At 58.2% G+C, this 25037-nt stretch carries 18 protein-coding genes; 10 read left to right on the plus strand and 8 right to left on the minus strand.

Going from position 1 to position 25037, the window contains the following annotated elements; genetic code table 11:
* Positions 1–180: 180 nt before the first annotated feature.
* Both J122_RS00160 and J122_RS00165 read right to left on the minus strand, forming a co-directional pair.
* Positions 181–1431: an NADH:flavin oxidoreductase/NADH oxidase family protein gene (locus J122_RS00160; RefSeq protein ID WP_061330606.1), complete on the minus strand. Its 1251-nt coding sequence runs from the start codon at positions 1429–1431 to the stop codon at positions 181–183.
* 151 nt (positions 1432–1582) lie between these two features.
* Positions 1583–2764, minus strand: coding sequence for an acyl-CoA dehydrogenase (locus J122_RS00165; protein WP_061330607.1), 1182 nt, complete (start codon positions 2762–2764; stop codon positions 1583–1585).
* 199 nt (positions 2765–2963) lie between these two features.
* Here J122_RS00165 and J122_RS00170 point away from each other — a divergent pair, with 199 nt between their 5' ends.
* Genes J122_RS00170 through J122_RS00190 form a run of 5 tightly spaced genes read left to right on the plus strand, consistent with a single transcriptional unit; the run spans position 2964 to position 11325 of the window.
* Positions 2964–6893: a hypothetical protein gene (locus J122_RS00170; RefSeq protein ID WP_061330608.1), complete on the plus strand. Its 3930-nt coding sequence runs from the start codon at positions 2964–2966 to the stop codon at positions 6891–6893.
* On the plus strand, positions 6890–7987 hold the full coding sequence (locus J122_RS00175; protein ID WP_061330609.1) for a hypothetical protein: 1098 nt from the start codon (positions 6890–6892) through the stop codon (positions 7985–7987). Before J122_RS00170 ends, J122_RS00175 begins: the two co-directional genes overlap by 4 nt.
* A gap of 19 nt (positions 7988–8006) precedes the next feature.
* Complete coding sequence (locus tag J122_RS00180) at positions 8007–9104, plus strand: hypothetical protein (protein WP_061330610.1); 1098 nt, start codon at positions 8007–8009, stop codon at positions 9102–9104.
* Between the two features lie 19 nt (positions 9105–9123).
* Positions 9124–10221, plus strand: coding sequence for a hypothetical protein (locus J122_RS00185; RefSeq protein WP_061330611.1), 1098 nt, complete (start codon positions 9124–9126; stop codon positions 10219–10221).
* A gap of 18 nt (positions 10222–10239) precedes the next feature.
* Positions 10240–11325: a hypothetical protein gene (locus J122_RS00190; protein ID WP_061330612.1), complete on the plus strand. Its 1086-nt coding sequence runs from the start codon at positions 10240–10242 to the stop codon at positions 11323–11325.
* A gap of 167 nt (positions 11326–11492) precedes the next feature.
* On the opposite strand, the gene aceF is transcribed toward J122_RS00190, so the two are convergent.
* Both aceF and aceE read right to left on the minus strand, forming a co-directional pair.
* Entirely contained in the window at positions 11493–13142 is a 1650-nt protein-coding gene (gene aceF, locus J122_RS00195; RefSeq protein ID WP_061330613.1) for a dihydrolipoyllysine-residue acetyltransferase, read from the minus strand.
* A 10-nt stretch (positions 13143–13152) separates the two neighbouring features.
* Entirely contained in the window at positions 13153–15816 is a 2664-nt protein-coding gene (gene aceE, locus J122_RS00200; RefSeq protein ID WP_061330614.1) for a pyruvate dehydrogenase (acetyl-transferring), homodimeric type, read from the minus strand.
* 659 nt (positions 15817–16475) lie between these two features.
* Between aceE and J122_RS00205 the strand changes: the two genes are divergently transcribed.
* Positions 16476–17840 (plus strand): KamA family radical SAM protein, encoded by a 1365-nt coding sequence (locus J122_RS00205; protein WP_061330615.1) that lies wholly within the window; start codon positions 16476–16478, stop codon positions 17838–17840.
* A gap of 34 nt (positions 17841–17874) precedes the next feature.
* On the opposite strand, the gene J122_RS00210 is transcribed toward J122_RS00205, so the two are convergent.
* Positions 17875–18195 (minus strand): hypothetical protein, encoded by a 321-nt coding sequence (locus J122_RS00210; protein ID WP_061330616.1) that lies wholly within the window; start codon positions 18193–18195, stop codon positions 17875–17877.
* Positions 18196–18265: 70 nt separating this feature from the next.
* Between J122_RS00210 and modA the strand changes: the two genes are divergently transcribed.
* Genes modA through modC form a run of 3 tightly spaced genes read left to right on the plus strand, consistent with a single transcriptional unit; the run spans position 18266 to position 20829 of the window.
* A complete protein-coding gene (modA, locus tag J122_RS00215) occupies positions 18266–19030 on the plus strand; it encodes a molybdate ABC transporter substrate-binding protein (RefSeq protein WP_061330617.1) in 765 nt (254 codons plus the stop codon).
* A 42-nt stretch (positions 19031–19072) separates the two neighbouring features.
* On the plus strand, positions 19073–19759 hold the full coding sequence (gene modB, locus J122_RS00220; RefSeq protein WP_058092570.1) for a molybdate ABC transporter permease subunit: 687 nt from the start codon (positions 19073–19075) through the stop codon (positions 19757–19759).
* Complete coding sequence (gene modC / locus J122_RS00225; RefSeq protein WP_058092569.1) at positions 19756–20829, plus strand: molybdenum ABC transporter ATP-binding protein; 1074 nt, start codon at positions 19756–19758, stop codon at positions 20827–20829. Before modB ends, modC begins: the two co-directional genes overlap by 4 nt.
* 28 nt (positions 20830–20857) lie before the next feature.
* On the opposite strand, the gene trxA is transcribed toward modC, so the two are convergent.
* The 3 genes from trxA to J122_RS00240 all read right to left on the minus strand — a co-directional run bounded on the left by trxA (position 20858) and on the right by J122_RS00240 (position 22292).
* Entirely contained in the window at positions 20858–21721 is an 864-nt protein-coding gene (trxA, locus tag J122_RS00230) for a thioredoxin (protein ID WP_061330618.1), read from the minus strand.
* 74 nt (positions 21722–21795) lie between these two features.
* Complete coding sequence (locus J122_RS00235; protein WP_061330619.1) at positions 21796–22005, minus strand: BrnA antitoxin family protein; 210 nt, start codon at positions 22003–22005, stop codon at positions 21796–21798.
* Entirely contained in the window at positions 22002–22292 is a 291-nt protein-coding gene (locus J122_RS00240; protein ID WP_061330620.1) for a BrnT family toxin, read from the minus strand. Before J122_RS00240 ends, J122_RS00235 begins: the two co-directional genes overlap by 4 nt.
* Before the next feature lie 127 nt (positions 22293–22419).
* Here J122_RS00240 and lon point away from each other — a divergent pair, with 127 nt between their 5' ends.
* Positions 22420–24870 carry an endopeptidase La gene (gene lon / locus J122_RS00245; RefSeq protein WP_061330621.1) on the plus strand — a complete coding sequence of 817 codons (2451 nt, stop codon included), beginning with the start codon at positions 22420–22422 and terminating at the stop codon, positions 24868–24870.
* Positions 24871–25037 lie beyond the last annotated feature (167 nt).

Raw genomic sequence — 25037 nt, forward strand, 5'->3', positions numbered from 1 at the left:
ACACCATGAAAATAACCCAAGACCAGTCTGTTCTGTTCGAGCTTACCCAGCCTTCTGAAGCCATTGCCATGCAGGATCTGCACGACTATTTCGATTGGATGTTCTTTGCTAACTGAGCTAACTGATCAAACCAGCAGCAGGCCAGCGGCCAAGGCCCTGACCTGCTGCTAAGGAACTCTATTAGCCAGCCCGCAATCGGGTTCGCACACCCCGGGTGGTCATCACCCCCAGCACTTCCATTAACGACAGAATCCCCCGGTCATGCTGTTTCGGTGCCTTGCCACGGGCAATGCGACCGATCTGCCGTGTGTACCAGCTCACTTCCATCAGGGCCATGTCGTCGATCAGGCGGATACCGGTTTTAATGGGTTTCACGGCGCTGGTGACCGGATTGCCGGCCATAATCCGATTCGGCAGATCCGGCTCAACCACTAATGGCCGGGCGAGGCCCACCAGGTCGGTAGCACCGGAGGCGATGGCCTGGGCCATGCCGGTTTCGGTGCGGAAGCCACCGGTTACCATCAGCGGTACGTCGGTCAGCTCACGCACTTTCTCTGCGAATTCCAGGAAGTAAGCCTCCCGCGCCAGGGTGCTGGCTTTTACTTCGCCGTCTTCCGCGCCTTTTGCCATTGCCGGGTTCTCGTAGTTACCGCCGGAGATTTCCACCAGATCAATCCCCTCTGCGACGAGTGCCTTGATCACCGCCAGCGATTCGTCCTCGGTAAAACCGCCGCGCTGGAAGTCTGCGGAGTTCAGTTTGATGCCGATATTGAACGCTTCACCGCAAGCTTTCCGGATAGCCCGGTACACCGCCAGCACAAAGCGGCGGCGTTTCTCGGCAGAGCCGCCCCACTCGTCTGTGCGCTGGTTGTGGTGGGGCGACAGGAACTGGCTCACCAGGTAGCCGTGGGCGCCGTGAATCTGCACGCCATCGAAGCCTGCCTTCTGGGCAACGGCAGCACTGCGGGCAAAGCGCTGGATGATGTCTTCTATTTCCGGGCCGGTCAGGGCGCGGGGTGTGGCAAACATGCTGCGGAGTTCTTTTTTGAACGGAATCGCACTGGGCGAGACCGGGTCTTTGTTCAGCATTTTGGGGCTTTGCTTGCCGGGATGGTTCAGCTGCATCCAGATCTGCTTGCCACCCTGCTGCCCGGCCTTGGCCCAGGCGGTCAGAAGCTCGAGATCGCTTTCATCCTCGAGAGCCACGTTCTGAGGCTCCCCGATGTGCCGGCGGTCGATCATCACGTTGCCTGTAATCGACAGCCCGGTGCCACCTTCAGCCCACGCTCGATACAGGGTTGCCAGCTCTTTGGTAGGGTGGTTATCAATGGTGCCCAGGGTCTCGCTCATGGCGGACTTGGCAAATCGGTTGGGGATAACAGAGCCGTTTCGCAGCTTAAGCGGGGTGGAGAGCAGTTTTGCGGGGTTCATGGGAGCCTCATGTCATTGTTCTGGATGCTCATGGGGCTGATAGTGGATGGCTGCCAACCGCCAGACATTGGCCGAGGAGACAGCCTTTCAGCGGAATAGCGGGACCATGCCTTACCCCGGCAATGGCCCCGTTTATGGCGTGCTACCACGCTCAGAAAAAGGCCTGGATGCCAGTCTGGGCCCGGCCCAGAATCAGCGCGTGCACATCGTGGGTACCCTCATAGGTGTTCACAACTTCCAGGTTCACCAGGTGCCGGGCAACACCGAATTCGTCACTGATGCCATTGCCACCGAGCATGTCGCGAGCCAGGCGCGCCACATCCAGTGCCTTGCCGCAGGAGTTGCGTTTCATGATGGAGGTTATCTCCACCGCCGCCGTGCCTTCGTCTTTCATCCGGCCCAGGCGCAGGCTGCCCTGCAGGGCCAGGGTGATGTCCGTTTGCATGTCGGCCAGCTTTTTCTGGATCAGCTGATTGGCGGCCAGCGGCCGGCCGAATTGTTGGCGGTCCAGCACATAGCGGCGAGCGGTGTGCCAGCAATCTTCTGCCGCACCCAGGGCACCCCAGGAAATGCCATAGCGGGCGGAGTCCAGGCAGGTGAAGGGGCCTTTCAGGCCGCGTACATCGGGGAAGGCGTTTTCTTCCGGCACGAAGACGTTATCCATCACGATTTCACCGGTAATGGACGCCCGCAGGCCCACCTTGCCGTGAATGACCGGGGCGCTCAGGCCCTGCCAGCCCTTCTCCAGCACAAAGCCCCGAATCTTGTCGTCATCATCCTTGGCCCAGACCACAAACACATCCGCAATCGGGCTGTTGGTGATCCACATCTTGCTGCCGGTCAGGCGGTAGCCGCCGTCTACTTTGCGGGCACAGGTAATCATGGCGCCGGGGTCTGAACCATAGTCCGGCTCGGTCAAGCCGAAGCAACCAATCCATTCACCGGAGGCCAGTTTGGGCAGGTATTTCTGGCGGGTTTCTTCGTTACCGAATTCGTAGATGGGCACCATCACCAGTGAGGACTGCACACTCATCATGGAGCGATAGCCGGAATCCACACGCTCGATCTCACGGGCGATCAGGCCATAACTCACATAGTTGAGGCCACTGCCGCCATACTGCTCCGGCAGGGTGGCGCCCAGCAGGCCATTCTCGCCCATTTCGCGGAAGATAGCAGGATCGGTGTGTTCGTTACGGAAAGCCTCCACCACACGGGGGCGGAGTTTCTTGTCAGCAAACTGCCGGGCGCTGTCGCGCACCATGCGTTCGTCTTCGGAGAGCTGCTGGTCGAGCAGCAGGGGGTCTTCCCAGTTGAAGCTTGGTTTGTTGGCCATGGGTATTGTCACTTTAACGGTATTGTTACGCCCACTATCGCTTTAGCCCGGCCCGGTTTCAAGCTGCCGGAAGGCCCGCTACACATCACAAATTCCGGAACCGACAGGCGCAGCAATGTGACATCACCATCCGGGCCAGATAAAATTCTGGAGCATTGAAGCAAGAAGCTTCTCTCAGCCATTGATAAGGAACGTCACCATGAGCAATCTGGCCCATAGCCGCCTTTCAGACGGCCCTCCCTGCACCTTCTGTGATTTCATCGTTGCTGTGCTTGGCAGCAAGCACAGCCAGGGGCAACGCCCGGTGGTTTTTCAGACGGCAGAAGCTCCGTTCCCCGGGGTTGAACGGCGCCTGCCGGATGGTATCCAGAAAAGTTATCTGCGCGAGGTCAGCAATGCGGAATCCGCCCTGCACATCTGGCCCTGGCGCAACCAGCCCGCCAGCCGGGCGGTACTGGAAGTGGATGCAGAATCCGGTGCGCCGATTCACCTTCCGCTCACAGATGCCCCGGCGCCCGAAAGCATCCAGTCCGAAACCACCGCCAATATCCTCATGCCCACCGTGCCCATGGCCTGGGTGCGGGGAATGAATCACGAAGGCAAGCACCTGACCTGGCCGGCTCTCGCCCGCCCCGGGTTCCTGTATCTGTTCCGCAACGGCTCGCTCTGGCGAGAGCTGCAAATCGCCTGGGAAGGCAACCGGCCGCAATTCCGCGACGTAAGGCTCGCGGACCATCGCACGGAAGACGGACAATTTACCGAAGACCGCCGCCCCGCCGTGGGTAAACCGCTGGCTGATGTGTGGGTACCCGTGCGCCTTGACCGCCAGGATCAGTCCCTTGAAGCCGCCTTCAGCGAATCTCCCCTCTCTGCGGCACGGCTGAATGGCCTGCAGAGCGATTCCGGGCTTCGACATTACCGGTGCAGCCAGTTCCGGGACCTGTACCCCGCCGACCAGCCCCAGATGGGCTTTGCCCGCTGGCCAGATGCCGCTAAACGAACCGTATTCCGATTAGACAAAGTTGAAGCACAAAGGCCCAGGGCACCCGCTAAAGAATGGCAGTTTGAGCGGCCCTGGGAATACCTGGCCGATACCACCGGAACCTACGCCGGCAAAGCACTGGATATGGCGGCCAGCCTTTATGAAGAGTGGAATGCCGGTGAGCGCACCGGGCCCCTGGCCCCCTTCGAACACCCCGAGCCGGCCGCGCTCGGCATTGCGATTCAAAAAGATCTGGACCGCGCTAGCGAAACCCCAGCGAAGCGACCATTCAGCTACGATGAGTGGCGAACCAGCGATTGCCAGACAGACGCCCTTGAGGATTTGAGAAACCGGGGCGTGTGCGGCCTGCGCATTGAAGATCATTTTTACGAGATGCGGCACCAGCAAGCACGCATCAACACGGCGCGCCATCTGCTGGAACTGTGTGCCGAAAAAGCCCGTAAAAATCCGCAACTGGAAAACGCCCTCCTGGTAAACCAGATCATCCTGCCGGGCCGGATCGGTCGCCAGAAGAACCCGCTGTTCAAATACAGCCTGGCGTTGCCCTCCAGCGGCCGGCAAAAGATTCGCCGGGTGCTGATGACCGAAGAGCGCACCCTGGGCCAACACTACCTGACCCTGGCCCAGGCCGAACTGCTGCAATGCCTGAAACGCCAGCCCTATCAACAAGCCCTGGCGGACCTGTTCAGCACCAAAGGTTTCGACTATGCCGGTGCTTTCCGTTGCGCCGGGCATTTTATCAGCGACACCCTGGAGCCCGCCTGCAAGCAGGACCCACTGGACCCGGAACACAGCCAGCCCAGCCCGGACAGCGACGGCAAGGCCTGGGTAAGGTCGCTTTGTACCGAGCAGGCCGCCGCCAGTGCCTCGCGAGAGGAAGTCTCTCTCGCCCGCATGTTGTGGCCGCAAACCACACCAGACAGCCAAACCGAACCCTACCAGCCCCCGGAAACGCCCGAACCCAACGATGGCACGGGTGTATTCCGGGGCTCCGCCCTCGCCGCCCTGGAAAAGCTGGATTTGCCGGAGGATTTGAGCGAAATACTGACGGTGGAAGGACTGCGTTTAGCGGATGACATTCAAAGCGGCGCACTGACCACACTGATGCTCGCAGGCATGAATTCCGGCATGAAGGCATTGGACAGCTCGCACAGTGAACTGCACCAGTCCATCCGTTCCGCCATGGCCGCACTGGAGAACAACGACCGACAGCTACAGAACCTGACCGACGAACAAACCCGTCTGGCTCAACGACGCGCAGCCCTGAAAGCCGAACACGACGCGGCCAGCCGGGAATGGATGAAGCGCAACAGCGACCAAGCATTCAGGAAAGAACAGGCCGCCGCCAAAGCCCTCAAAGACTTCGATGACGCCAGTGCGCGGTTGGAACAGCAACACGTCCAAACCCGGCAGACTATCCAGCAGCGCCTGATGGCCCAGCGCATTGCCGCCATGGCGAACCCGATGGAAGGTATACGCCAGGCCATGCCTGAACTGTTACCCGATTTGAGGCAAATGACACTGAGCGACGCCATTGCCCAAGGCAAATACGTACTCGGTCTGGAAGACCTGGGGCCAGATGGCGCACGCTATAACCCGGAAACACCCGCCGCAGGCAAGGCCCTGGTTTGGGTTCTGAGCCGGGACAAGCCCACCACCCAGGCTATCCAGGCACTGACCCGGGCCGAGAATCAGCTGACCCTGGCACGCCGGGCCCTGGCCGAAGCCAATGGCAACCATGAAGAACTCAAGGCGAAGTTGCAGGCGGCCCAGAGCCGGTACAATCAGGTGGTCGACGAACTGAAACAGACCGGCAGCCGGATTCGGGATATCAACGCGGAGATTCGCAAGCTGGAGGGCGAAGCGAAGGCGCACAGGGTGGACCTCAACGCTGCCGAGCGAGGCCGGTTGCACCGGGTGCTGAATACACCGGCGTTGCCGTTGGTGGTGTTGGCTATTGAGGCGGTTAATGTGGCGAATGCGTTTGGTTCTCTAAAGAGAACATCCCGTGAACGCAGCGGTTATCGAGCTATTTCTGGACTATTGTCTTCTGGATACGGCGGAGCGTTAGCGGCAATTCTTTTGTCTGAGCGCTTTGCTAACGAGGCAACCAGAAACAGGATCGCCTCCGCACTCCAGTATCAATTCAGAGGCGAGGGCGCAAAATTCATCGCAAGAGTCTTCAGGGCAGAAGCTCTCACGGTCAAAATGCTGCTTGGCGGCATAGGAGGACTAGCCCTAACCGGCATCAGCTTTTCTGACACTATTTACACCATAAACACTGGTGATCAGGCAGCTCTCGGCCACGGCATCGTGACAGTCGGCAGTGTCGTGACAACCCTTTCCGCATTGGTACCCGCCCAACTCACGCTACTTGGCATGGGTCCTCTGGGCTGGGCCGGTCTCTGCCTGATCCTTGGGGGTGCGGTACTTGTTGCTCACTATGAAGACGAACCCATAGAGAACTGGCTCAAAAACGGCCCTTTCGGCGAGCATGACGGACTACCGCATCTGCAAGGCGACAACAACGCACTGGAAGCTTGGTACCGGCTGGTCTACTTGCTCTCTCAGGTTCGGGTTTCAATATACCCGATTCCGGAAATCACCCGCGTAACGCTGAAACGCCAGGGGTTGGCCAATCATGATCTTGCCCAGGCAACACATCTCATCCGCCTTGAGAGTAATCTGCCAGGCTTGACCGGCTTCACGGAACAACAAATGACGTTCAAGCTTCAACTGCTTCGCCACCCGATCAGACAAGATGGCAATCACTCTGTTCGCCTGCCCACCCAGCCAGTTCCGGAAAGCGAATTACAAAGTCATATTATTCGGAAAGGTGCCACCCCAGACGGCTACGAATACATTGTCAGAACACCTGCCAGCCATGCGGAAACGACCAAGTTCCTTGGCATCCCTTTCAGCAGCCGCAATGTGAGCTACTCCTGGCAACCAAAAGCCCAAATCCGTGTGGAAACGGGCATCCGGGAACTCGCGTTCCCCGCACCGCCACCCAAAGATTCAACCCTTTACGACGCCAGAGACAATGAGCATACGGAGCCGGACTTCAGCGACAAGAAGCAGCTTTTCTGGATCAATGAATTCAGCAACCCTGGAGCCACGGGATGATAACGGATAAACCTGCATCGGGATACTACGGCCCGGAAGCCTATAACTCCGAACACCTCCCCCAGCAAAAGCGCCCGGCACCGGGCGCCAACCCGGCACTGCCCTGGTTTAACCGAAAAGCCGATCGGAAGCTGCCCTGGGGGCACACAGAGGATGTGGCCCCTCAGTCTTATCGGACGGATTATTCTCCAGCGATGCTCAGACGTTTCGAGAGAGAACCAAATAATTTCGCCAACATTGATTTCCACCAGCGTATTGACCATGAGCGCTATCGCCATGCGACGGCGGCACTGAGAACCCGTATTCTTCTGTTTTTCAATGCATTCGGTAATCCTGTCGTCATCGCCTTTATGATGTTCCCACTCGCCTTAGGGTTCGCAGGCCATATCCATATTCGGCCAAAGAGTGAGCCGTTCGGGGCGACTCTTCTTGCATTTCTCCCAATACTCGCAACGTTCTTAGGGCCCTTAATCGCCTGCAACCTCATCCCCACCGCCCTGTTCAAACTCTTCCCCCGGCAGCTCATCAAGCCCGACAAGGGCCCGCTGTGGGAACTCAATCGTCGCACGGGCCTGGTAACGGTGTTTCACTACGATAAAAAAGGAGTCTGGGGCAAAACCGGCCAACCGGAAGAAGAAACCGCGCCGTTTTACCAGTTTGACGCCTACACCTCCAACGAACTGATCCACGGCGGCGGGGTGGTGCACACCCTGTACCTGGCCCACCGGTACCGCAACATTCTGATCCCCATTGGCACCCTCATCGGTAAAACCAACCCCGAGGAGTGCTACGCCCTGTGGGACATGTTCCAGAACTTCATGGACACCAGCCGGCCCCTGCCGGACATTCCCCTGTGGGAAGAGCATCGCGCCAATGACCCGGTTACCACCGAACACGACCGACGAACCAATCGCCCGCCCCGTTACTGGCGGGACATGGACAACGACACCTGGAAAGAAAAGAATGAGGAGATGGGACTTCAGGTACTGCGGCTGAACACCCCAGGGCGGCTGGATATCATGAGGAATAGTTGGGTGTCCTCACCAAGGCCTCGGCGACAGCGGCCCGTTGCCTCAAGGCAGGCCACTGAATGAAGAGTATGGAAGCCACGGCATGACAATGGATAAACCTGCATCGGGATACTACGGCCCGAAGGCCTATGATTCCGAACACATCCCCCAGCAAAAGCGCCCGGCACCGGGCGCTAATCCGGCACAGCCCTGGTTTAACCAAAAAGCCGACCGAAAACTGCCTTGGGGGCACACAGAGGATGTCGTGCCGCAGATCATTCGACGGCGAAATCGTCCCGAAATGCTCCGGAAGTTCGAGAAAAACCCGACCCCGTTCGGAGACCTGCAGAGCCATCAACGCATTGATCATGAATGCTATCGCCATGCGACGGCGGCACTAAGAACCCGTATCCTTCTATTTTTTAGTGCGTTTGGTCACCCAATCCTTATCGGTATTGTTTCAATACCGATGCTCATTGCCGTTGGAATTGCCTATTACCACAAACCCAGCAGCACGGATCACGTTGACTATTTCATAGAGATCCTATGGGCGCTTTCCTGGGTATTTGCCCCCCTTATCGCCTGCAACCTCATCCCCACCGCCCTGTTCAAACTCTTCCCCCGGCAGCTCATCAAGCCAGACAAAGGCCCGCTGTGGGAACTCAATCGCCGCACTGGCCTGGTAACCGTGTTTCACTACGATAAAAAAGGAGTCTGGGGCAAAACCGGCCAACCGGAAGAAGAGTCAGCACCGTTTTACGAGTTTGATGCCTACACCTCCAACGAACTGATCCACGGCGGCGGGGTGGTGCACACCCTGTATCTGGTCCACCGGTACCGCAACATCCTGATCCCCATCGGCACCCTGATCGGCAAAACCAACCCCGAGGAGTGCTACGCCCTTTGGGACATGTTCCAGAACTTCATGGACACCAGCCGGCCACTGCCGGACATTCCCCTCTGGGAAGAGCATCGCGCCAATGACCCGGTCACCGCAGAATACGACCAGCGAACCAATCGGCCGCCTCGTTACTGGAGGGATATGGATAACGACACCTGGAAACAGAAAAACGACGAGATGGCGCTTCAGGTGCTGCGGCTGAACACCCCAGGGCGGCTGGATATCATGAGGAATAGTTGGGCGTACTCACCAAGGCCTCGGCGACAGCGGCCCGTCGCCTCACGGCAGGCCACAGAGTGAAGAGTATGGAAGCCACAGCATGACAATGGATAAACCTGCATCGGGATACTACGGCCCGGAAGCCTACAATTCCGAACACCTCCCCCAACAAAAGCGCCCGGCACCGGGCGCTAATCCGGCACAACCCTGGTTTAACCAAAAAGCTGACCGGAAACTGCCCTGGGGTCACACAGAAGATGTCGTGCCGCAAATCATTAGGCGGCGAAATCGTCCCGAAATTCTCCGGAAGTTCGAGAAAAACCCACTGCCGTTCGGGGATCTGCAGACTCATCAGCGCATTGACCATGAATGCTATCGCCATGCGACAGCAGCACTAAGAACACGCACCCTTTTGTTTTTCAGTGCGTTTGGCAACCCCATCATCATTGCCTTTATGATGTTCCCAATCGCCTTAGGGTTCGCAGGCCATCTCCATATTCGGCCAAAGAGTGAGCCGTTCGGGGCGACTCTTCTTGCATTTCTCCCAATACTAGCAACGTTCTTAGGGCCCTTAATCGCCTGCAACCTCATCCCCACCGCCCTGTTCAAACTCTTCCCCCGGCAGCTCATCAAGCCCGACAAGGGCCCGCTGTGGGAACTCAATCGCCGCACTGGCCTGGTGACGGTGTTTCACTACGATAAAAAAGGCGCCTGGGGCAAAACCGGCCAGCCGGAGGAAGAAACCGCGCCGTTCTACGAGTTCGATGCCTACACCTCCAACGAACTGATTCACGGCGGCGGGGTGGTGCACACCCTGTACCTGGCTCACCGGTACCGCAACCTCCTGATTCCCATCGGCACCCTGATCGGCAAAACCAACCCCGAAGAATGTTACGCCCTGTGGGACATGTTCCAGAACTTCATGGACACCAGCCGACCCCTGCCGGACATTCCCCTTTGGGAAGAACACCGCCCAAACGACCCGGTCACCGCCGAACACGACCGACGAAGCAACCGCCCACCCCGTTACTGGCGGGATATGGACAACGACACCTGGAAACAGAAAAACGACGAGATGGCGCTTCAGGTGCTGCGGCTGAACACCCCAGGGCGGCTGGATATCATGAGGAATAGTTGGGTGTCCTCACCAAGGCCTCGGCCCCGGAAGCCCATTGCCTCACGGCAGGCCACTGAGTGAAGAGTATGGAGCCACGGCATGACAACCGATAAACCTGCATCGGGATACTACGATCCGAAGGCCTATGATTCCGAACAGCTTCCTCTGCAAAAGCGCCCGGCACCGGGCGCTAATCCGGCACAGCCCTGGTTTAACCAAAAAGCGGACCGGAAACTGCCCTGGGGTCACACAGAAGATGTCGTGCCGCAAATCATTAGGCGGCGAAATCGTCCCGAAGTGCTCCGGCAGTTCGAGAAAAACCCGACCCCGTTCGGAGACCTGCAGAGCCATCAGCGCATTGACCATGAATGCTACCGAGCTGCCAATGCTGCCGTGAGAACTCGAATTCTGTTATTCATCAATGCTTTTGGCAATCCTGTAATCATTGGTTTCGTAGCCATACCCATGCTCTTCACTTTGGGAGTTTATTACTACGATAAGCCAGCAAGTGTGGGCCATCTTAATTATCTAGCGGACTGGGCCTATTTCGCGGCATGGGTATTTGGCCCCCTTATCGCCTGCAACCTCATCCCCACTGCCCTGTTCAAACTCTTCCCCCGGCAGCTCATCAAGCCGGACAAGGGCCCGCTGTGGGAACTCAATCGTCGCACTGGCCTGGTGACGGTGTATCACTACGATAAAAACGGCACCTGGGGCAAAACCGGCCAGCCAGAAGAAGAGTCAGCACCGTTTTACGAATTCGACGCCTATACCTCCAACGAATTGATCCACGGCGGTGGGGTGGTGCACACCCTGTACCTGGCCCACCGGTACCGCAACATCCTGATCCCCATCGGCACCCTGATCGGCAAAACCAACCCCGAGGAGTGCTACGCCCTTTGGGACATGTTCCAGAACTTCATGGACACCAGCCGGCCACTGCCGGACATTCCCCTGTGGGAAGAGCATCGCGCCAATGACCCGGTCACCGCCGAACACGACCGGCAAACCAATCGCCCGCCCCGTTACTGGCGGGATATGGACAACGACACCTGGAAACAGAAAAACGACGAGATGGCGCTTCAGGTGCTGCGGCTGAACACCCCGGGGCGGCTCGATATCATGCGGAATAGTTGGGCGTACTCACCAAGGACACGCCGGCAACGTAGGGCTTCAGCAGAGTAGATACCTTACGCCAGCCATTAACGGCGACCCGACAGGGGCATCCGTCGGAGGCCGAAAGTCAGAACGAGCCTGATGCTGCAAATTGGTAGGGATTTGGCCAGGCTCAACGCAAAGACAAGAGAGCCGCCCCGCAACTGAAAAGCTACAGAGCGGCTCCTAATTCAGGACTACAGCAACAGGGTACGAATATCCCCCAGCAGCTGCGCCAGCAGGTTGGTAAACCGGGCTGCGTCCGCCCCGTTCACCGCCCGGTGGTCGTAAGACAACGACAGCGGCAGCATCAGCCGTGGCTGGAATGCCTTGCCGTCCCACACGGGCTTCATGGATGCCTTGGAGACACCCAAGATGGCCACTTCCGGCGTGTTCACGATGGGCGTGAACGCGGTGCCGCCAATGCCACCCAGGCTGGTGATGGTAAAACAGGCGCCCTGCATTTCTGCCGGCTTCAGCTGCTTGTCTCTCGCCTTCTGGGCCAGTTCGGCGCTCTCGGCGGCCAGTTCCCACAGGCCTTTCTGATCAACGTCCCGGATCACCGGCACCATCAGGCCATGGGGTGTGTCCACCGCAATACCGATGTGGATGTACTTCTTGCGCACCACCTCTTTGCGCTCCATGTCCAGGGACACGTTGAACTGAGGCAGTTCCGCCAACGCGGCGGCGCAGGCCTTGAGCAGGAACGGCAGCGGGGTCATTTTCACGCCACGCTTTTCGCCGGCCGCTTTCTGGGCCTTGCGGAAGTCTTCCATTTCGGTGATGTCGGCATCGTCGAACTGGGTGACGTGGGGTACGTTCAACCAGCTGCGCTGCATGTTGGTGGCGGTAGCCGCCATCATGCGGGACATGCCTTCGCGCTCCACTTCACCAAACTGGCTGAAGTCCGGCAGCTTCACACCGGGAATGCCGGAACCTGTCGCCACACCCGTGCCCTGCTGGGCCTGCTGAAGCTGACTCTTCACATAGGCGTGCACGTCGTCTTTCAGGATGCGGCTTTTCGGGCCGGAACCCTTCACCCGTGTGAGGTCTGCACCCAGCTCCCGCGCCAGTTTGCGCACGGCGGGGCCGGCATGCACCTTGGTGCCCGGCGCCGGTGGCTCGTAGGTGGAACCCTGGGGCTGGGGCGCGGCTTCCTGTTTGTCGGCTTTTACTTCGGGCTTGCTGCCCTGGCTGTCGGCCTTGGCGCTTTCACCGGAATCTGACGTTTCTTCCTCCTCACCACCATCCTCTTCGATGGTCATTTCCAACAGGTCAACGCCTTCAGAAAGCTTGTCACCTTCCTTCACCAGAATCTTGCCGATCTTGCCGGCATAGGGTGACGGAATTTCCATGGTGGCCTTGTCGGACTCCACGGTGACCAGCGGATCATCCTCGCCAACGGTGTCGCCTTCCGCCACGTTGATTTCAATCACCGGCACGTCATCAAAACCATCCAGCGACGGAACCTTCACCACTTCGGTGCGGGAGCCGCCGGATTTTTTCCTGGGCGCCGGTTTGCTGTCTTCGGATTTGGCCTCGCTTTTACTTTCTGCCTTCGGCTCGAGCTCGTCGGCTTTGTCACTGCCTGCGTCGTCAGAGCCGCCGGCACCACCTTCCATCATGCCGATCACATCGCCTTCCTTGACCTTGTCACCCACCTTCACGGTGATTTTGGTGATCTTGCCGGCGGCGGGCGCCGGCAGTTCCACGGAGGCTTTGTCGGATTCTACGGTCAGAATCGGATCTTCTTCTTCAACGGAGTCCCCTGCACTGACGATGATTTCGATGACCTCGACTTCATCAGCACCGCCGAGATCGGGAACCTTGATTTCCTGTTCACTCATGGCGGTCTCCTTAGCTCAGCACCGGGTTCGTTTTGTTGCGATCGATTCCGTACTTGCGCATGGCTTCGAGAACCTGTTCAAGCTTGATCTCACCATCTTTGGCCAGGGCAGACAGGGCGGTGACGGTGATGTAGTAGCGATCCACCTCAAAGAAGCTACGCAGCTTCTCGCGGGTGTCGCTGCGGCCGAAACCGTCTGTGCCCAGGGTCATAAAGGTTTTCGGGATAAAGGCCCGCAACTGCTCGGAGTGCAGCTTGATGTAGTCGGTGGCAGACACGACCGGCCCCTGGGCTTTCTCCAGGCACTGGGTAACATAGGCTTGGCGCGGCTTGTCGTCCGGGTGCAGGTGGTTCCAGCGCTCTACGTGCTGACCGTCACGGGCCAGTTCGTTAAAGCTGGTGACACTCCACACGTCGGAGGCTACGCCCCAGTCGTCTTTCAGCATCTGGGCGGCTTCGCGCACTTCGTTCATGATCGCGCCGGCACCCAGCAGTTGAACCCTCGGGCTCTTCTTGCGGCCCTTGGTTTCCACCGATTCATACTTGTACATGCCTTTGATAATGCCGTCTTCGCAGTCTTTCGGCATGGCAGGCTGTTCGTAGTTTTCGTTTTCGATGGTCAGGTAGTAGAAGACATTTTTGTTGTCTTCGAACATTTCTTTCATACCATGGCGAATCACCACGGCCATTTCGTAACCGTAGGCCGGGTCGTAGGCCTTGCAGTTCGGAATGGTGTTGGCCAGTACGTGGCTGTGGCCATCCTGGTGCTGCAGGCCTTCACCGTTCAGGGTGGTACGGCCGGCGGTACCGCCAATCAGGAAGCCGCGGGCCTGCATGTCGCCGGAGGCCCAGGCCAGGTCGCCCACACGCTGGAAGCCGAACATGGAATAGAACACATAGAACGGAATCAGCGGGTAGCTGTTGGTGCTGTAGGACGTGGCAGCGGCCATCCAGGTAGCCATGGCACCGGCTTCGTTGATGCCCTCCTGCATGATCTGGCCTTTCTTGTCTTCCCGGTAGTACATGATCTGGTCACGATCCTGGGGCACGTACTTCTGGCCTTCGGAGGTGTAGATACCGAGTTGACGGAACATGCCTTCCATACCAAAGGTACGGGCTTCGTCCGGCACAATGGGCACCACGCGTTTGCCGATGCGCTTGTCTTTCACCAGTGCGCTCAGAATCCGCACAAACGCCATGGTGGTGGAGATGGCTCGGCCGTCTGAGCCTTCCAGCACCTGCTTGAAGATATCCAGTTCCGGAATCTGCAGGGGCTGGCAGTCCTTGTTGCGCTTCGGATAGAAGCCACCGAGATCCTGCCGGCGCTTTTTCATGTACACCAGTTCCGGGCTGTCTGGCGCCGGGCGGTAGTAAGGCACCTCTTCCAGTTCGTCGTCTTTCAGGGGCACGCCGAAACGGTCCCGGAATTCCTTCAGGGTGTCGATATCCAGCTTCTTCAGGGAGTGCGCGGTGTTCTGGGCTTCGCCCGCCGCGCCAAAACCGTAACCTTTGATGGTGTGAGCCAGAATGACCGTCGGCTTGCCGTTGGCCTGGTTCACCGCCTTGTGGTAAGCGGCATAGACTTTGTAGGGATCGTGGCCGCCACGGTTGAGTTTGCTGATCTCTTCATCAGACATGTCCTCAACCAGCTTCGCCAGTTCCGGGTAACGACCGAAGAATTCCTTTCGGGTGTAAGCCGGGCCCTTGAAGCTGAAGTTCTGCAGGTCACCGTCGCAGATTTCATCCATGGCACGCTGCATGGCGCCGTTTTCGTCTTTGGCGTAGAGCGGGTCCCAGTGACGGCCCCATACGACTTTGATCACGTTCCAGCCAGCACCACGGAACACGCCTTCGAGTTCCTGGATGATCTTGCCGTTACCACGCACCGGGCCGTCCAGGCGCTGCAGGTTACAGTTAACCACGAAGATCAGGTTATCCAGGTTCTCGCGGCCGGCCTTGGAAATGGAGCCAAGGGTTTCCGGCTCATCGCACTCGCCGTCACCGATGAACGCCCAAACCTTGCGGTTGTCCATATCGGTCAGCTCACGGCTGTGCAGGTACTTCATCACGTGGGCCTGGTAGATGGCCTGAATCGGCCCCAGGCCCATGGAAACCGTGGGGAACTGCCAGTAATCCGGCATCAGCCAGGGGTGCGGGTAGGAGGACAGGCCTTCGCCGTCCACCTCTTCCCGGTACTTGTCGAGCTGTTCTTCGCTAAAGCGGCCTTCCAGGAAGGAGCGCGCATAGATACCCGGCGCTGCGTGGCCCTGGAAGTACACCAGGTCAGATTCCCGCTTGTCGTCGCCACCGTGGAAGAAATAGTTGAAGCCCACGTCATACAATGTGGCGGCAGAAGAGAAGGTGGAAATGTGGCCACCCAGATCGCCCGGGCGCTTGTTGGCCCGCACCACCATGGCCATGGCGTTCCAGCGGATCAGTGAGCGGATGCGCCGCTCCATGAACAGGTCGCCCGGCATCTGCGCCTGCTTGGCCACTGGAATGCTGTTGCGGAATGGCGTGGTGATGGAATACGGCAGAGCGGTGCCATCGCGGCTGGCGCGCTCAGACAGGCGCTCCAGAATGTATTTGGCCCGATCAACGCCTTCGTTCTCGATCAGAGATTCCAGCGCATCAAGCCATTCACTGGTTTCAATGGGATCATCATCCTGGTACATCAAACCCTCCCCTTGGACTCAAAAGGTGCCTCGTGGGCCACGATCAGCAGCCTGTCACGGTGCAAACTTGAAATGCTGCGATAACCTGCAGTTTTATTGTGGATACATCAGCTTGCGAGAAATGCTTAATAGCGCGTTTGACCTCTCTCAAGCATAGAACAGCTTTCACATTTTTCCTGCCGCGCAGGCCGGCTGCGGGCGGAGCTTTTGGCCCCGAACTTCCCGACACCGGCGGCACTGAGCGCGCCGCACGCCAAAACTTTCGTACTTTTACTACAAAATAAGCCAGAAAAACAAACAAACAGCCGTTTGAAATGCTGAACCACGCCATTTATTTAGATTAGTTACGCAATAATGTCCGGTTTCGATGACTTTCACAACCAGGCATCAGACCAATGTATGAACGCATTGGTACTTACGAATTGCATCGCCATGCTAAACACCTGAACCTTAAACAAATCTGAGATTTTCGGACTATTTCGCCTTAAATTAGCGACGTTCGGAGAACTTAGACGATGAACTCAACCCACAAGCACTGAATTATTAATTAGACCTGAAAATGAATTTCGATTTATGTATACTTGCCTGCCCGTTTTTTAACCAGTGAAGGAGGTTACTAACCCTCCTTTTATCTTTGGCACCTAATCAGAGGGCGATCTATGAACTCCATCGTCACCTTTCCGAACCGCATCCCGGTTCAGGAATTCGAGGAACGCCGGTTCAAGGTTTTTACCGACCGCCAGCTCGATAAAATTGAGGCGATCCAGAATCTCCCCGAAGAGACCCTGTTCGAAATGAAAGTGGTGGCCAGCGTGCTGCCATTCCGGGTCAACGAATATGTGATCAACGAACTGATCAACTGGGACAAGGTACCGAACGATCCCATCTATCAGCTCGTATTCCCTCAAAAGGGTATGCTCAAGGACGAACATTACGAACAGATGGCGAAGCTGCACCGCGAGGGTGCCGACAAGAAGGACATCCAGGCTGCCGCGAAGGTTATCCGGGACGAACTGAACCCGCACCCGGCCGGCCAGATGGAAATGAACATGCCGGAACTGGACGGCGAGGTGCTGGACGGCGTGCAGCACAAGTACCGCGAAACCGTGCTGTTCTTCCCGTCCCAGGGCCAGACCTGCCACAGCTACTGCACCTTCTGCTTCCGCTGGGCGCAGTTTGTGGGCGACAAAGACCTGAAAATGGCCAGCACCGATGCCGAGAAGCTGCACGGCTACCTGCAGGAACACACCGAAGTAACCGACCTGCTAGTCACCGGTGGCGACCCCATGGTGATGAAGACCAAGAACCTGGTTCAATACCTGGAACCGCTGCTGCAGCCGGAGTTTGACCACATCCAGACCATCCGCATCGGCACCAAGGCCCTCACCTTCTGGCCGTATCGTTTCGTGACCGACAAGGATGCCGACGAGCTGATCGAACTGTTCGCCAAACTGGTTGATGGCGGCAAGCACGTGGCCATCATGGCCCACTACAACCACTGGCAGGAAATCACCACCGACATCGCGGAAGAAGCCATCCGCCGCATCCGTGCCACCGGTGCCGAGATCCGCGCCCAGGGCCCACTGATCAAACACGTGAACGACGATGCCGATGCCTGGGCCAAGCTGTGGAAGAAAGAAGTGAAGCTGGGCATCATCCCCTACTACATGTTCGTAGAGCGGGACACCGGTGCCAAGAACTACTTCGAGGTGCCCCTGGCCGAGGCTTACCACATCTACCGCGAAGCCATGAAGCAGGTCAGCGGCCTTGCCCGAACCGCCCGCGGTCCCAGCATGAGCGCAGGCCCCGGCAAAGTAGAGATCCAGGGCATCACCGAGGTCAAAGGCGAAAAGGTGTTCGTGCTGCGCTTCCTGCAAGGCCGCAACCCGGACTGGGTGCAGCGCCCGTTCTTTGCCAAGTACAGCGAAACCGCCACCTGGCTGCATGAGCTGGAGCCCGCCTTCGGGGAAGAGAAGTTCTTCTTTGAGGATGAGTTTGAGGCGATGAAGCAGGGGAAGGCGTAGCCCCCTGGCAACAGGCCCGCTGCGGCGGGCCTGTTCATCTCCCCTTCTTCGGCACAAACCCCGCCGGCTTATCCCGAATCCACGCCACAAACGCCTTCACCTCCTCCAGTTCCAGCAACCGGTCCCTCGTGTTGTAACGCAACCCCAGCTCGTACTCCGAACGCGCCCGATGAATCGCGTTATGGCATGGCCGGCACACCCACAAGGTGCGGGTGATCAGCTCCTCTTTACTGAACAGCTTCTGAAACCGCTTTTTGCGGTGCAGGTGTTTGGGTATAAGGTGGTGGCGGGTGAGCTTGGGTACGGCGCGTTCGCAGAGTTCACAGTTGTCAGGTTGGGGCGGGAGTTTTAGCATGTCACTTGGTTCGCTGCGGTAAAACGGTTGCGCTGCTCTAAACCAGAATACGTTGTTTGGGGGATTCGGGATGTATCAATGGTTCAAAGCGTGGCGAATGCTGGCCCTGCTGGCCGCTTTGCTGTTTACGTCCAGTCTCCAGGCGGGCGAACTGGTGCGTATCGCGGCGGCTTCAGATTTGCGGTATGCCCTGGACGACATCATTGAGCTGTATCGCGAAGCCAACCCGGCCGCCAATGTGCAGGTGGTGTATGGTTCCTCCGGCAAAATGACTACGCAGATCATTAACGGTGCGCCCTACGACATTTTCTTTTCGGCCGACATTGCGTTTCCCAAGCGGCTTGAGCAAGAGGGGCTGACGGCTACCCCGCCAGCGGTCTACGCCATTGGCCGGATTGTGCTCTGGAGCAACACCCTGGACGCCGGCAGCCTGACCCTCAACGACCTGACTTCAGATTCCATTACCCGCATCGCCATCGCCCAGCCGGCCCATGCACCTTACGGGCTGCGTGCCAGGGAAGCCATGCAGGCGGCCGGCGTATGGGAGGTGGTGCAACCCAAGCTGGTGTTTGGTGAGAACATTGCCCACGCGGCGCAGATGGCCGCGTCCGGTGCCGCTCAGGTGGGTGTGATTGCACTGTCTCTGGCGAAGTTTCCGGAACTGGCCACCCACAACCACTACCTGATCGACGACAACCTGCACAACCCACTGACCCAGGGCTATGTGGTTACCCGGCGTGGCGGCAATAAGCCAGAGGCCATGCACTTTGCTGATTTCATGGCCACCGAGCAGGCACACTCTATAATGGAGCAATACGGATTTGTGATGCCCTGACCGGCGCACGGCCAACCGGCATCTTCACCTGAAAGGACCCCAATGTTTCAACTCGGCCCCGCAGAGTGGCAGGCCATTGAAGTCACCTTCAAGCTCTGCCTGTACACCACCATCATTCTGTTATTGCTGGCCACACCTTTGTCCTGGTGGCTGGCGCAGGGGCGCACTCAATTTCGTACCGTTGTGCAGGCCATTGTGGCGCTGCCATTGGTGCTGCCGCCCACCGTGCTGGGGTTCTATCTGCTGATCACTCTTGGGCCCCGGGGCGTAGTGGGTCAAACCCTTCAGGACTTGGGTTTTCAGCACCTGGCGTTTTCGTTTGAGGGGATTCTGATTGCCTCGGTTATCTATTCCATGCCCTTTGCCGTGCAACCGCTGACCGAAGCCTTTCGCAACCTGGGCCGGCGCCCGGTCGAGGTGGCCAGCAGCCTGGGCGCCGGCGCCTGGGACCGGTTCCGAACGGTGATCTTCCCCCTCAGTCGGGGCGGTTTTGTGGTGGCAGCCACCCTGACCTTCGCCCACACCCTGGGAGAGTTCGGCGTTATTTTGATGCTCGGCGGCAGCATTCCGGGTGAAACCAAGGTGCTGTCGGTTTTGATCTACGATCACGCCGAGGCCATGAACTACGATGCCGCCCACAGCCTGTCGCTGATGTTATTAATCTTCGCCTTTGCCACTTTGTTTGTGGTGTACAGCATTAACCGCCGGTTCGAGGTCGCCAAGCTATGACCCTGTACCTGCAGGGACACCTTCGCCACGGCAAGGACTTTGAGCTCAAGGTTAACCATGAGCTACCGCTGGAGGGTGTCACCGCGCTGTTTGGCCGCTCCGGTTGTGGCAAAACCACCCTGCTGCGCATTATCGCCGGCCTGGAACGGCCACGGGGTGCGGTGGTGCGCTTTGGCGGGCAGCACTGGCAACGGGGCCGGCAGTTTCTTCCCCTGCACAAGCGCAGGATTGGCCTGGTGTTTCAGGAACACAGCTTGCTCCCTCACCTGTCCGCTCGGGAAAACCTGCTTTACGGATACCAACGAACACCGACGGAGCAACGTCGGCTTCACCCGGATGAAGTAACCGCCATGCTGGGAATTGAGCACCTGCTGGACCGGCGGATTGATCAGCTCTCCGGGGGCCAGCGCCAGCGGTTTTCCCTTGGCCGTGCGTTGTTGATCAGCCCCCAGTTGCTGCTACTGGACGAACCTATGGCGGCGCTGGATACCCAGACCAAACGGGAAATCATGCCGTTTCTGTCTCGCATGGCGGCGGAATCCGGGGTGCCGATTATCATGGTCAGCCATTCCCCGGATGAGGTCACCCGGCTGGCAGACCGGGTGGTGTTCATGCAGAACGGCCAGATTCAAAACGTGGAAACCTTGCGGGAGGCCCTGGCCCGGCCAGACTCCCCGTTGTTCGATGATGCGGGTGCGGCTTCAGTGCTGGAGGGAACTCTAGGTGAGGCGGGGGAAGACAACGCCCGGCCTTTTGGCCCGCCGGAGGCTCGGCTGTGGTTAACAAGTTCTGCGCCGGCAGCCGGGATGGACAGAACCCGGATTAGCATTCTTGCCCGGGACGTCAGTTTGTCTCTGGTAGACCCTCAACACATCAGCATTCAGAACCACCTGCCGGTGACCATCGAACGCATAGACCCGCCCAGGGACAACCGTTGCGTGGTGGCCTGCCGAACGGCGGACGGTCAACTGCTGTTGGCGGAAATCACCGCCCGGGCTGTCCAGCAACTGGGGCTGGCAACGGGCAAGCAGGTGTACGCGCTGATCAAATCGGTGGCGTTGCTGGCCTGACGTTGACAGCCAGGCCTACCATCCGTTGTCAGTGCATCAGGGTGTAGAGTTTACGGCGGTAGGTACGCACATCCGGATTGTTGTTACCCAGCTTCTCGAACAGTTCCACCAGCGTAGTCTTGGCGACACCGTCTTTGTAGGTGCTGTCTGACTGCATCAGGCGAATCAGCAGATCCATGGCTTCGGCGTTTTTGTCCTGCAGTACCTTGTGCAGGGACAATTGGTGCAGGGCTTCCGGGTCTTTCGGATTGGCTTCCAGCTTTGCCTCCAGTTCCGACTGCGCCGGCAGTTCACCGGACTGCTTCAAAAACTTCACCCGCGCTGCCAGCTGCTTGGCCTTGTGCTGCAGTTTCTCTTCCGGCGGCAGGCTGTTGAGCACCTGCTCGGCGGTGTCGAGATCGCCCTGCTCGGCTTTCAGCTGGGCCAGGTCGATCAGCACATCCAGGTTTTCCGGGTCTTTCTGGTTCATCTCGGTGAGGATGGCCAGGGCACCGTCTACATCACCGGCTTCCCATAGGGCGTGGGCTTTCTCGTAAGGGTCTTCAGACGGCGCGTCGATGTGCTTTTCCAGCACCTTGCGGATCTCACTTTCCGGCAGGGCACCGTTAAAACCATCCACCGCCTGGCCATTCTTCACCAGAATCACCGTGGGCAGGCTGCGCACACCCAGGGAAGCCGTCAGCTCCTGCTGTTCGTCTGCATTCACCTTGGCCAGCTGGAAATTCCCCTGATACTCCTCCGCCAGCTTCTGCAGAATCGGCATCAGCTGCTTACAAGGCGCGCACCATTCGGCCCATACGTCCACCAGGATTGGGGTGGTGGCGGAGGCTTCCATTACTTTCTGCTGAAAGTTGTCGGCGGTGGCGTCGAAGATGTACGGCGAAGCGGTCATACAGTTACCCGAAGCTGAAATGAATTTGATACGTCCGGTATTGGGGCTAGGAGCACAAAATCAAGTCACCAGCTTCATTTCCAGTGCAGATCCGGCTTCCTTCGAGCCTGCGCGCAGTCCCGCAGATAAAGATTGATCAGGCTCTGATAAGGCACGCCCAATTCTTCGGCCAATGCCTTGAAGTATCCCAGCGCATCTTCGTCCACCCGAATTGTGATCTGCTTTTTCAACGCCTTGGCGTAGGGGTTTCTTTTCGCCTCTGAAAAGTCGTATTCGTCTCTCATAGTCCTCGCCTCCCGGCCCTGTAATAGCCAGACTCATGCTTCGTCGCTTTGCGTGCAGAAATCAACCTGATGGTTTGATCATCCTGTCGATAACAATGACAAACCACAAGCAACCGGAGCGACTCACTGCGCCCCAGAATCAGAAACCGATCCTCCAACTCAGAGTGGTCAGGATCAGGAATAATCAAGCCATACTCATCATAGAAAACAGTACGCGCCTCCTGAAAACTGACGCCATGCTTATCCTGGTTGATCAGCGCCTTCCTTTCGTCCCATTCAAAATTCATATTCACCCTCCATGGATAACTACATTGTAATTACATTCCAAGCTTTCTAGCAACGCCTGAAAGCTTGAAAACCTGGCTTTCGTCGTCACATAGGTCTTTAACCACTCAGCCTTGAGAGCAGCACGGTATGAATGACGAGAACCGCACAGACTCCCTGGAAGAATTTGAAGAAGATGTGACCGAGTACATCGGCAAAGACGAGAACAGCAAAAGCCTGGTCTTGCCTCAACAGGCCAGGCCGCGGCGTATGTATGTGTTGCCGGTGTCGAACCGGCCGTTCTTTCCGGCGCAGGTACAGCCCGTGGTGGTGAACCAGGACCCCTGGCAGGAAACCCTGAAGCGGGTGGGTGAAACCGACCACAAGGTTCTGGGCATCTGCTTTGTGGAAGATCCGGAGTCCGACACCGGCATTCCCGCCAGCGATGACCTCGAGACCATGGGGTGTGCGGTGAAGGTTCACCACGCCCAGAGCGAAGGTGGCAAGGTGCAGTTTATTGCCCAGGGCATGCAGCGGTTCAGGATTGTTCAGTGGCTGCGCCGCCGCCCACCCTACCTGGTGGAAGTGGAATACCCGGAAGAGCCAGAGGAGCCGGCGGATGAGCTCAAGGCCTACACTCTGGCCATCATCGCTGCCATCAAGGAATTGCTGCGCACCAACCCTCTGTATGGTGAGGAAGTGAAGCAGTACCTGTCCCGCTTTGGCCCGGAAGACAGTTCACCCCTGGCGGATTTCGGCGCCTCCATGACCAGCGCCCCGGGTCGCGAATTGCAGGATGTGCTGGATACCGTGCCCCTGCTCCGGCGCATGGAGAAAGTCCTGCTGCTGATGCGTAAAGAGCAGGAAGTGGCCCGCCTGCAATCCGAGATCAACGAGGAAGTGAACGAGAAGGTGCAGAAGCACCAGCGGGAATTCTTCCTGCGGGAGCAGCTGAAGGTCATCCAGCGGGAGCTGGGCATCGCCAAGGACGACAAGACCGCGGACGTGGAGCGTTTTGAAGAGCGCATGGCCAAGCTGAATCCACCGGAGGCAGTGCAAGAGCGGTTCAAGGATGAAATCCAGAAACTGCAGGTACTGGAACAGGGCTCCCCGGAATACGGCGTTACCCGCAATTATCTGGACTGGATTACCCAGGTGCCCTGGGGTGTGCATTCCGAAGACCATTTTGACCTGGCCGAAGCCCGCCGCATTTTGGACCGAGACCACGATGGTCTGGACGATGTGAAGGATCGCATCATTGAGTTCCTGGCCGAAGGCACCTTCAAGGGTGAAGTGAGTGGTTCCATACTGTTGTTGGTAGGCCCGCCGGGCGTAGGCAAAACCTCCATTGGCCATTCGGTGGCAGACGCCCTGGGCCGGGAGTTTTACCGGTTCAGTGTCGGCGGCATGCGCGATGAAGCCGAGATCAAGGGCCACCGCCGCACCTACATCGGCGCCATGCCCGGCAAGTTCGTTCAGGCCCTGAAAGACAGCAAGGTGGCCAACCCGGTCATCATGCTGGATGAGATCGACAAGATCGGCAGTTCCTATCAAGGCGACCCGGCCTCTGCCCTGCTGGAAACACTGGACCCGGAACAGAACAGGGAATTCCTGGACCATTACCTGGACGTGCGCATGGACCTGTCCAAGGTGCTGTTCGTGTGCACCGCCAACCAGTTGGACACCATTCCCCGGCCCCTGCTGGACCGGATGGATGTGATTCGCTTGTCTGGCTACATCGGCGAAGAGAAGCTGGCCATCGCCAAGCACCACTTGCTGCCACGCCTGCTGAAACGGGCCGGGCTGCTGAAAAAACAGCTGAACATTACCGATGCGGCGATCCGCCAGGTGATTGAAGGTTACGCCCGGGAAGCCGGTGTGCGGAACCTGGAAAAACTGCTGCACAAGATTATCCGCAAGGGCATTGTGAGGCTGCTGGAAAACCCGGATGAGCCAGTGAAAGTAGGGGTGTCTGATCTGGTGAGTTACCTGGGACAACCGGCGTTCAAGAAAGAGAAATCTCTGAAAGGCACCGGCGTGGTCACCGGCCTGGCCTGGACCGCCATGGGCGGCGCCACACTGAGTATCGAAGCCTCCCGCATTCACACCAGCCAACGGGGCTTCAAGCTCACCGGGCAATTGGGGGATGTGATGAAGGAATCGGCAGAGATTGCTTACAGCTTTGTGTCTTCCAACCTGAAGCGTTTCAAGGGAGACCCGACCTTCTTCGATAAATCCTTCGTGCACCTGCACGTACCGGAAGGCGCCACCCCGAAAGACGGCCCGAGCGCCGGCGTCACCATGGCCACCGCCCTGCTCTCCATCGCCCGCAAAGAAGCCCCGCAGCAGAACATCGCCATGACCGGAGAGCTGACACTAACCGGGCAGGTGTTGCCGGTGGGTGGCATTCGGGAGAAGGTGATCGCGGCGCGGCGGCAGAAGATCAATAACCTGATACTGCCGGAAGCAAACCGCGGGGATTATGAGGAATTGCCGGAGTACCTGAAGGAAGGGATATCGGTGAATTTTGCCAAGCACTACAACGATGTGTTTCAGGTGTGTTTTGGGAATAAGCCGAGGCAGGGGTCTAGTGTGCATTAGGTTTTTGGGCTGTCTCAGGGGTCTGTCCCCAAAGGGGACTGACCCACTTTTGCCCGTCCATGCCGCCAAACTAGAACCCATTGGTTCCAAGATGGGTCAGTCCCCATTCGGGGACAGACCCCTAGCCAAACTCAAACCCATGGGTCCAAAATGGGTCAGTCCCCATT

It is taken from the genome of Marinobacter excellens LAMA 842, assembly GCF_001574445.1.
GTDB lineage: Bacteria > Pseudomonadota > Gammaproteobacteria > Pseudomonadales > Oleiphilaceae > Marinobacter > Marinobacter shengliensis.